The organism is Mycobacterium sp. TH-M116, assembly GCF_057473685.1.
Window position 1 is genome coordinate 1 of record NZ_JBYCLC010000366.1, and the last position, 9958, is coordinate 9958.

A 9958-nucleotide genomic window follows, 5' to 3' on the forward strand; every position below is an offset into this window, starting at 1 on the left:
GCGTGACGCTCGGCGGTTCGGGGACGGCCGAGCGCCGTCGGCCCAACCAACAGGTTGGATGGGAGTCCTGTTAGGGTGCTGGTACTCCGGCCTAACCTGAACACTGACCCCCAAGCCGAACTGCGAAGAGGAAGTCGTCATGTCCGAAGAAGCCTTCATCTACGAGGCCATCCGCACCCCGCGCGGCAAGCAGAAGAACGGATCGTTGACCGAGGTCAAGCCGCTGAACTTGGTCGTCGGGCTGATCGAGGAGCTGCGCAAGCGCAATCCCGACCTCGATGAGAACCTGATCAGCGACGTCATCCTGGGCTGTGTCTCACCCGTGGGTGACCAGGGTGGCGACATCGCCCGCACCGCGGTGATCGCCTCCGGCATGCCCGACACCGTGGGCGGCGTGCAGCTCAACAGGTTCTGCGCCTCCGGGCTGGAAGCGGTCAACACCGCCGCCCAGAAGGTCCGCTCCGGCTGGGACGACCTGGTGCTCGCCGGTGGCGTGGAGTCGATGAGCCGCATCCCGATGGGCTCCGACGGCGGCGCGATGATGGCCGACCCGGCAACCTCCTATGACGCGTTCATCGTCCCGCAGGGCATCGGCGCGGACCTGATCGCCACCATGGAGGGCTTCTCCCGCGAGGATGTCGACGCCTACGCGCTGCGCTCGCAGGAGCGCGCGGCCGCGGCGTGGTCGGGCGGCTACTTCGCCAAGTCCGTGGTGCCGGTGCGCGACCAGAACGGACTGCTGATCCTCGATCACGACGAGCACATGCGTCCCGACACCACCGCCGACGGCCTGGCCAAGCTGAAGCCCGCCTTCGAGGGACTGGCCGCGATGGCCGGTTTCGACGACGTGGCGCTGCAGAAGTACCACTGGGTCGAGAAGATCAACCACGTCCACTCCGGCGGCAACAGCTCGGGCATCGTCGACGGAGCCGCGCTGGTGATGGTCGGATCCGAGGCCGCCGGCACGTCGCAGGGCCTTAGCCCCCGGGCCCGCGTCGTGGCCACCGCCACCACCGGCGCCGACCCGACCATCATGCTGACCGGCCCCACGCCGGCCACCCAGAAGGCACTCGACCGGGCCGGACTGACCGTCGACGACATCGACCTGTTCGAGCTGAACGAGGCCTTCGCGTCGGTGGTCCTGAAGTTCCAGAAGGACCTCAACATTCCCGACGAGAAGCTCAACGTCAACGGCGGCGCCATCGCGATGGGCCACCCGCTGGGCGCCACCGGCGCGATGCTCGTGGGCACCATGGTCGACGAGCTTGAGCGCCGCGACGCCCGGCGCGCGCTGATCACACTGTGCATCGGTGGCGGCATGGGCGTGGCCACCATCATCGAGCGAGTCTAAGGAAAAACCATGGCAGAGAACACCATTGTGTGGGACAAGGACGCGGACGGCATCGTCACGCTGACGCTGGACGACCCGACCGGGTCGGCCAACGTGATGAACGAGCACTACAAGGAGTCCATGCACAAGGCGGTGGAGCGTCTTGTCTCCGAAAAGGACTCGATCACCGGTGTGGTGATCGCCAGTGGTAAGAAGACCTTCTTCGCCGGCGGCGACCTCAAGCACATGATCAACGCCGGTCCGGAGAACGCCGGCGAGGTCTTCGCCGAGGTCGAGGACATCAAGCGTGACCTGCGCGCGCTGGAGACCCTGGGCAAGCCGGTGGTGGCCGCCATCAACGGCGCGGCGCTGGGCGGTGGCCTGGAGATCGCGCTGGCCTGCCACCATCGGATTGTCGCCGACGTCAAGGGCGTCCAGATCGGTCTGCCCGAGGTCACACTGGGCCTGCTGCCCGGTGGCGGCGGCGTCACCCGTACGGTGCGGATGCTGGGCATCCAGAACGCGTTTGTCAACGTGCTCAGCCAGGGCACCCGTTTCAAACCGGCTGCGGCCAAGGACAACGGACTGGTCGACGAACTCGTTTCCAGCGTCGAAGAACTGGTGCCGACAGCGAAAGCTTGGATCAAGGCCAACCCCGAGTCCTGCACCCAGCCGTGGGACGCCAAGGGCTACAAGATGCCCGGCGGCACCCCGTCGTCGCCGGGGCTCGCCGCGATCCTGCCGTCGTTCCCGTCGCTGCTGCGCAAACAGCTCAAGGGCGCGCCGATGCCCGCGCCGCGAGCCATCCTGGCCGCCGCGGTCGAGGGCGCGCAGGTGGACTTCGACACCGCCACCCGCATCGAGAGCCGCTACTTCACCGAATTGGTGACCGGCCAGGTGGCCAAGAACATGATCCAGGCGTTCTTCTTCGACCTGCAGACCATCAACTCCGGTGGCTCGCGGCCCGAGGGCATCGGCAAGACACCGATCAAGAAGATCGGTGTGCTGGGCGCGGGAATGATGGGCGCCGGCATCGCCTACGTCTCGGCCAAGTCCGGTTTCGACGTGGTCCTCAAAGACGTCAGCCTCGAGGCGGCGCAGAAGGGCAAGGACTACTCCGAGAAGCTCGAGGCCAAAGCGCTGGAGCGGGGCAAGACCACCAAGGAGCGCTCCGAGGCGCTGCTGGCGCGCATCACCCCCACCGGTGATCCCGCGGACCTCAAGGGCGTCGACTTCGTCGTCGAGGCGGTGTTCGAGAACCAGGACCTCAAGCACAAGGTGTTCGGCGAGATCGAGGACGTCGTCGAGCCGAACGCGATCCTCGGGTCCAACACCTCCACGCTGCCGATCACCGGTCTGGCCACCGGGGTGAAGCGGCAGGAGGACTTCATCGGGATCCACTTCTTCTCGCCGGTCGACAAGATGCCGCTGGTCGAGATCATCAAGGGCGAGAAGACCTCCGACGAGGCGCTGGCCCGGGTGTTCGACTACACCCTGGCCATCGGCAAGACCCCGATCGTGGTCAACGACAGCCGCGGCTTCTACACCTCCCGGGTCATCGGCACGTTCGTCAACGAGGCGCTGGCGATGCTCGGCGAGGGTGTCGAGCCGGCCTCGATCGAGCATGCCGGTACGCGGGCCGGCTACCCGGCACCGCCGCTGCAGCTCTCCGACGAGCTCAACATGGAGCTGATGCACAAGATCGCCACCGCCACCCGCAAGGGTGTCGAGGATGCCGGCGGCACGTACGAGCCGCACCCGGCGGAGGCGGTCGTGGAGAAGATGATCGAGATCGGCCGCCCGTCGAGGCTTTCCGGTGCCGGCTTCTACGAGTACGTCGACGGAAAGCGCGCGCGGCTGTGGCCGGGCCTGCGGGAGACGTTCAAGTCCGGCACTTCGGAGCCGCCGCTGCAGGACATGATCGACCGGATGCTGTTCGCCGAGGCGCTCGAGACGCAGAAGTGCATCGACGAGGGCGTCATCACCTCGACCGCGGACGCCAACATCGGCTCGATCATGGGCATCGGTTTCCCGCCGTGGACCGGTGGCGCCGCGCAGTTCATCGTCGGTTACTCCGGCCCGGCCGGTACGGGTAAGGCAGCCTTTGTGGCCCGGGCCCGCGAGCTCGCCGAGCGGTACGGGCAGCGCTTCCTGCCGCCGGCCTCGCTGACGTAGTCGCGGTTTCGGCTTTGCGCCGAGACATAAACCATTGCGATGTGATACGGCGTGTCGTCGCAGCTGGTTACGTGTCGCGACGCTGGAAGAGGTAGACGCTGGAAGAGGTAGTAGCGCGCCGGGGCCCGGCCGGCGCGGTCTAGCGCTCCCTCGTCGCCGGCGGACAGCAGCGTCCAGCCGGCTGCTGCCACCATGCTGACCTCGCGGACGTACTCGTCGCGGTCGCCCTCGCTCATGTTGTGCAGGCAGCCGTTGTCGACGATCAAACCGAACTCCGCACCGATCCCGGCCTGACTCAACCGCGTGACGTCGGCGCGGATGAAGTCGACCGAAACGTGCGCGGCACCGGCTTTGGCGCGCGCCTTGTCGAGTGCCTTCGTCACAAAATCAACGCCGGTGACCTTCCAACCGCGTTGGGCGAGGTAGATCGAGGTGTCTCCGGTGCCGCATCCCAGGTCGAGGGCGGAACCCGCCGGCAGCGCTGGGCTGTCGCTGGTGCCCTAGATCAGCCTCCGCAAGTTCCGCGCGAGCGGATGACCGTCCCACGGGGTGAAGCCGATCCGGTAGAAGACCCGAAACAGGGTGTGCCGATAAGCCCTGACTTCACCTAATCACTGTTGATCGCTGTTGCAGGCGGCGGCGATCCGGCGCCATTCCTCGCGGGGGAATGCCGTCGGGTCGTCGGTGAGCACCTGGACGCAGACGTGGTCGGCGCCGGCCGACCGGTGCTCGGAGATCCGGCGCAGGATCGCTTCCTCGTCGCCCCAGGCGATGATCGCGTCGAAGAGACGGTCGCTCACGTGAGTCACGTCTTCTTCGGAAAAGCCGCTGCGCAGCATGTTGTTGGCATAGTTCGGCATCGAGAGATACGACCGCAGCATGCCGGTACCGATGCGGTGTGCCTCGTCGGCGTCGTCACAGAGGATCACGGTCTGCTCGGGCAGCAGCAGCGGGCCCTCGCCCAGAGTCTCACGGGCCGAGGCGGTGTGATCGGGGCTGACCAGGTAGGGGTGGGCGCCGCGGGTGCGGGTCGCCGCCAATCTCAGCATTGCGGGGCCCAGCGCGGCAAGGACCCGGCTTTCGGCGGGCACCGGCCGTGGCGCGGCGTCCAGACCGTCCAGGAACGACGCCGTCGCGGCCAGCGGCTTGCGGTAGCGGCCGGGCTGCTTGGCATCGATCAGCGGCGCATGGCTGACCCCGATGCCCAGCAGGAATCGTTCCCCGTGCGCGGCCGTCAGCTCAGCATGGGATTCGGCGACGTCGCCCGGCGAGTGCATCCACAGGTTCAGGATCCCGGTGGCGATCACCGTGCGACTGGTGGCGGCGAGCAGGCGGCCGACCGCGTCGAGCACCGGCCCGCCGACATCGGGAATCCATAGCGCCGGAAAGCCCAGTTCGTCCAATTCCGCTGCGGCCTCTGAGGATTCGGATGCGTCGCCGTAGCGCAGCTGACTACTCCAGATCCCGACACCGGTGAGTTGCATGCAGGTCATTCCTTCCGCCAGGGCTTTGCCACCATGCTGTCAGACGTCGACTTCGGAGTAGTCGGGGACCTGCATCGAGTCGTACAGTCGCAGGCCTTTGGTGTTGAGCTTGGCCGCCGCGCGGGAAAGTGGCGCGGGCATCCGCGAGACGATCTGGGCACCGCGAGTGAGCGCCCAGACCCCGGCCGGCGAGCCGGGAATGAGGCTCTTGGCAGCGCCGCGCGCAAAGGTCCGGCTACGCAGCGCCGGCTCGCGCATCGCCAGTTCGTAGGCCGCGAACGCGCGCAGTTGGTCGCCCTCGGCTCGTGCCAGTTCGCCGGCCAGCACGTAGGCACCCAGCACTGCGAGGCTGGTGCTGCCGCCGACCGCAGGGCCCGGGCAGTAGCCGGCGTCGCCGACCAGCGTGACCCGCCGGCGCGACCATCGGTCCAGTCGCAGTTGAGTGATCGCATCGAAGTAGAACGCCGGCGTCGAATCGAGTTCCTCGAGCCAGCGGTCGACCTCCGCATGCATGCCCGCGAACCTGTCGTGCAGAATCTGCTTCTGCCGCTGCGAATCCCGATGCCCGTAATCCAATTCTGCTTTGCTGCGAAAGAGAAAGGCCGCACGTGCGTCGTTCAGGTGCTCCGCGGTGTAGAGCGCCGCGACGCGCCCGACACCGATGTGGCCGATCATGCGCCCCGCATCGGCCAACGCCTTGGGCACCGAGAACACGGCCAGATATCCCCCGAGGAAGCGGGTGAGTTCGCCCTCGTCGCCGAACGTCAGGCGCCGAACGTTGGAGTGCAACCCGTCGGCGCCGACGACCACGTCGAACGCGCGGGCGGGCGCGTGCTCGAACGTCACGTCGCCGTCGACGTCGATGGAAGTGATCGAGTCGTCGAACAGGTACTCGACGTCGTCGCGGCCTGCCGCGTAGTAGATCTCGCTGAGGTCGTCGCGCATGATCTCCACGTGCCGGTCGGAGACGGCGCCGTAGACTTTGGCGAGGTCGATCTCGGTGGGTCGCGTCCGACCCTCGCGGTACATCGTGAGCCGGTCGGTGCCGGTGGCGCGTTGCTCGATGCGTGGCAGGACGCCCATGCTCGCCGAGATCTCCATCGCCGGACGGAACAGGTCGACGGCGTGGCCGGCGGCTTTGCGCAGGGCCGGCGCGCGCTCGACGACGGTGACGTCGAAGCCGTACCGGTTCAGCCAGTACGCCAGCACCGGCCCGGCGATGCTGGCACCGGAGATGAGGATCCGCATCGCGCGCAGCCTACTCGGTCCAGGCTAGAGTCGGCGCCATGCGCTTTGGGCTTTTCATCCCGCAAGGCTGGCGGATGGATCTGGTCGACATCGCACCCGGCGAGCACTGGCCGGTGATGCGCGATCTGGCCGCTTACGCCGACGGTGGCGGCGCATGGGACTCACTGTGGGTCTATGACCACTTCCACACGGTCCCGCTGCCGACGGACGAGGCCACCCACGAGGCGTGGACGCTGATGGCGGCCTACGCGGCCATCACGTCGCGGATCAAACTCGGGCAGATGTGTACGGCGATGAGCTACCGCAACCCGGTGTACCTGGCCAAGGTGGCCGCCACGGCTGACATCATCGCCGGGGGCCGCATCCAGATGGGCATCGGTGGCGGCTGGTACGAACACGAGTGGCGCGCATACGGCTACGGGTTCCCGTCGGCCGGGGTGCGGCTGGGCCGGCTGGACGAAGGCGTCCAGATCATGCGTGCCGCCTGGCGCGACGGCAAAGTCAGCTTCGCCGGCCGGCACTACCAGGTCGACGGTGCGATCGTCGCACCGAAGCCATTGCAGGACAACGGGTTACCGCTGTGGATTGCCGGCGGCGGCGAGAAGGTGACGTTGCGCATCGCCGCGCAGTACGCCCGGTACACCAACTTCACGCCGGAGCCCGAGGCGTTCGCCCACAAGTCCGAGGTGCTGGCGCAGCACTGCCGCGAGGTGGGCACCGACTTCGACGGGATCGTGCGGTCGGTCAACATCAACGCCGTCGTCGGCACCTCCGACGCCGACGTCGCCGACCGGATCCGGCGGGTCCGCGACCGGCTGGTACGTCACCTCCCCGAGGCCGCCGCGGACGCGATGGTCGCGGGCACCAGCGGCCCGGACTCGGCGACGGGCACACCGGAACAAGTGATCGAGCGGATCACCCGGATTCGCGACCTCGGGTGCGAGTACGTGATCTGCTACTTCCCCGAGGCCGTCTACGACCGCTCCGGCATCGAGTTGTTCGAACGGGAGGTCATTCCCGCGCTGAGTTAGACATCGCTGGTGAGGTAGCGCGTCTTGACCGGCGGTGCGGCCAGCAGGGGAGGCAGGTCGGTCAGCTTCCCCTCGCCGGCGCGAAACGCGCGGTAGGCCTCGTCGTCGTCGATTGTCGCCCAGATCTCGTAGATGAGCCAATGGGCTTCGTCGTCCTCGTCGACGAGCACGTCGGTGCCGAGGTTTCCTGCGAACGATCGCGTGTCCCGCAGCGCCCGGCCCATCACGTCGCGCGCCGCGGCAACCGCGTCGGGTTTGAATCTCAGTTCCAGTGTCACCGTGACTGGCATGGCGTCTCCCTTGCTGCGGCGGCGCTTCCACACTAGGCGCCCGCCAGTCGACGCGTCGCCCGGTGGCCCGGCACTCGGCCGGCGGGTCTGACCGGGAATACAATTTCCGCGCTCGTCGGATGCTTCGGATGCAGCTGCCGGACACCGGCGCCGGCGCCGAGACGGGCCTATGACCGAGACGGGCCTGTGCGCCGACGGCGAACGCAGAAGCTGGTGGCCGACGGCGCCACCGAGATCCACGGCTCGATGCCGGTCAACACCGACGGGGGACTGCTCGCCCTAGATCGCCGGGCCCAGCAGGTCGTCGGCGTCGCGGATGATGTAGCCGTAGCCCTGTTCGGCCAGGAAGCGTTGCCGGTGCGCGGCGTATTCCGCGTCCAGGCTGTCGCGCGCCACCACCGAGTAGAAGACGGCGCCCCCGCCGTCGGACTTGGGCCGCAGCAGCCGGCCCAGCCGCTGGGCCTCCTCCTGACGTGATCCGAATGTCCCCGAAACCTGCACCGCCACCGAGGCTTCCGGCAGGTCGATGGAGAAGTTGGCGACCTTGGACACCACCAGTGTGGACACCTCGCCGCGCCGGAAGGCGTCGAACAGTGCCTCGCGCTCTTTGGTCCGGGTCGATCCTTGGATCACCGGCGCGTCGAGTTCGGCGCCGAGTTCGTCGAGCTGATCCAGATAGGCGCCGATCACCAGGGTTTGCTCACCGGGATGCTTCTGCAGGATCGACTTGACCACAGCGACTTTGGTGTGCGCGGTCGAGCACAGCCGGTACCGCTCCTCGGGTTCGGCGGTCGCGTACGTCATCCGCTCGTTCTCGGTCATGGTGACCCGGACCTCGATACACTCCGCCGGCGCGATCCAGCCCTGCGCCTCGATGTCCTTCCACGGCGCGTCATAGCGCTTGGGTCCGATCAGGGAGAACACATCGCCCTCGCGGCCGTCTTCGCGGACCAGGGTGGCGGTCAGGCCCAGCCGCCGCCTGGACTGCAGGTCGGCGGTCATCCGGAACACCGGCGCGGGCAGCAGGTGCACTTCGTCGTAGACGATCAGACCCCAGTCCCGGCTGTCGAAAAGCTCCAAATGCCGGTACTCGCCCTTGGTGCGGCGGGTGACCATCTGATACGTCGAGATGGTGACCGGCCGGATCTCCTTGCGCTCCCCGGAGTATTCGCCGATCTCGTCCTCGGTCAACGAGGTGCGTGCGACGAGCTCGCGCTTCCATTGCCGGGCGGCGACGATGTTGGTCACCAGGATCAGCGTCGTGGCGCTGGCTTTGGCCATCGCGGCCGCCCCGACCAGGGTCTTGCCCGCCCCGCACGGAAGCACCACCACGCCCGAGCCGCCGTCCCAGAACGAGTCCGCGGCAAGCTGCTGGTAGTCGCGCAGCTGCCAGCCGTCCTGCCGCAGGCTTATCGGATGCGCTTCACCGTTGACGTAACCGGCGAGATCCTCTGCAGGCCAACCGATTTTGAGCAATATTTGCTTGACGCGGCCGCGCTCGCTGGGATGCACGACGACGGTGTCGTCGTCGATGCGCGCCCCGAGCATCGGCGCGATCTTCTTGTTGCGCAGCACCTCCTCGAGCACCGCGCGGTCCAGGCTCACCAGGGTCAGACCGTGCGCCGGGTGCTTGACCAGCTGCAGGCGGCCGTAGCGGGCCATCGTGGCGACGATGTCGACGAGCAGCGGCTGCGGCACCGCGTAGCGCGAATGCGACACCAGCGCGTCGACGACCTGCTCGGCGTCGTGCCCGGCGGCGCGCGCGTTCCACAGCGCCAGCGGCGTGATCCGGTAGGTGTGCACGTGCTCGGGCGCGCGCTCGAGTTCGGCGAACGGAGCGATGGCGGAGCGCGCCGCGCCAGCCAGCTCGTGGTCCACTTCGAGCAGCACCGTCTTGTCGGACTGCACGATCAAAGGTCCGTCAGTCACAACCGCCGCTCCTCCGCTTTTTCGTCACGTGATCCATTATCGGTTGTGGGCCGACACCACCGACGTGATGCGATGAATGGCGAAGTCACGCAGCCGCCCGGAGCCCGAGTCGAACGCCACCAACTGACCGCCCCGGATGGTGATCGGCGACACCACCCGCTGGGTGGCCACGCCGGCGGCGTCGAGGTAGCCGATCACCAGCGTCTCCTGGTCTTTTGCCGCGCGCTGCAGCAGCGACATGGCAACGGCCGGGTCGACGCGGATTTTCCCGAACGGTGCGGCGGTCACCTTACGCAGCACCGAAACCACGGCGTCGAGCGTCTCGGCGCTGGGTAGCGGCGCCGGGCGGTACGGCCGGCGCCGGTGCGGCGTGGCCACCCGGGCCCCGCGCGGCCGGACATCGACGATGGAGCCGGTGGAATCCTCGGCGGCCGGGGCGAAGCCGGCGGTCCGCAACGCGGCGAGCACGTC

The 9958-nt window shown here is 67.8% G+C and carries 8 protein-coding genes and 2 pseudogenes; 4 read left to right on the plus strand and 6 right to left on the minus strand.

Translation table 11 applies throughout. From position 1 onward, the window contains the following. Nucleotides 1–139 precede the first annotated feature (139 nt). A complete protein-coding gene (locus tag AC2VOK_RS18900; RefSeq protein ID WP_428901835.1) occupies nucleotides 140–1351 on the plus strand; it encodes an acetyl-CoA C-acetyltransferase in 1212 nt (403 codons plus the stop codon). A gap of 9 nt (nucleotides 1352–1360) precedes the next feature. Continuing rightward, nucleotides 1361–3505 carry a 3-hydroxyacyl-CoA dehydrogenase NAD-binding domain-containing protein gene (locus tag AC2VOK_RS18905; protein WP_428901836.1) on the plus strand — a complete coding sequence of 715 codons (2145 nt, stop codon included), beginning with the start codon at nucleotides 1361–1363 and terminating at the stop codon, nucleotides 3503–3505. Between the two features lie 95 nt (nucleotides 3506–3600). On the opposite strand, the pseudogene AC2VOK_RS18910 reads toward AC2VOK_RS18905, so the two are convergent. The 3 genes and pseudogenes from AC2VOK_RS18910 to AC2VOK_RS18920 form a co-directional block, all read right to left on the minus strand. After that, nucleotides 3601–3984: pseudogene (locus AC2VOK_RS18910) on the minus strand (class I SAM-dependent methyltransferase); the annotation flags it as partial. A 132-nt stretch (nucleotides 3985–4116) separates the two neighbouring features. Then, entirely contained in the window at nucleotides 4117–4989 is an 873-nt protein-coding gene (locus tag AC2VOK_RS18915; protein ID WP_428901837.1) for an LLM class F420-dependent oxidoreductase, read from the minus strand. Nucleotides 4990–5028: 39 nt separating this feature from the next. Beyond that, nucleotides 5029–6237: an FAD-dependent monooxygenase gene (locus AC2VOK_RS18920; protein WP_428901838.1), complete on the minus strand. Its 1209-nt coding sequence runs from the start codon at nucleotides 6235–6237 to the stop codon at nucleotides 5029–5031. Nucleotides 6238–6275: 38 nt separating this feature from the next. Between AC2VOK_RS18920 and AC2VOK_RS18925 the strand changes: the two genes are divergently transcribed. After that, nucleotides 6276–7268, plus strand: coding sequence for an LLM class F420-dependent oxidoreductase (locus tag AC2VOK_RS18925; protein WP_428901839.1), 993 nt, complete (start codon nucleotides 6276–6278; stop codon nucleotides 7266–7268). Here the strand turns inward: AC2VOK_RS18925 and AC2VOK_RS18930 are convergent. Continuing rightward, entirely contained in the window at nucleotides 7265–7558 is a 294-nt protein-coding gene (locus AC2VOK_RS18930) for a putative quinol monooxygenase (protein ID WP_428901840.1), read from the minus strand. The two genes, AC2VOK_RS18925 and AC2VOK_RS18930, sit on opposite strands and share 4 nt — an antisense overlap. 131 nt (nucleotides 7559–7689) lie before the next feature. On the opposite strand from AC2VOK_RS18930, the pseudogene AC2VOK_RS18935 reads away from it, so the two are divergent. Then, nucleotides 7690–7837 (plus strand): annotated as a pseudogene (locus AC2VOK_RS18935) (thiolase C-terminal domain-containing protein); the annotation flags it as partial. Here AC2VOK_RS18935 and AC2VOK_RS18940 read toward each other — a convergent pair. Beyond that, nucleotides 7838–9487: a DNA repair helicase XPB gene (locus tag AC2VOK_RS18940; RefSeq protein ID WP_428901841.1), complete on the minus strand. Its 1650-nt coding sequence runs from the start codon at nucleotides 9485–9487 to the stop codon at nucleotides 7838–7840. It abuts the pseudogene before it with no gap. Between the two features lie 36 nt (nucleotides 9488–9523). Further along, the coding region (locus AC2VOK_RS18945) for a WYL domain-containing protein (protein WP_486944298.1) at nucleotides 9524–9958 on the minus strand (435 nt) is incomplete at its 5' end.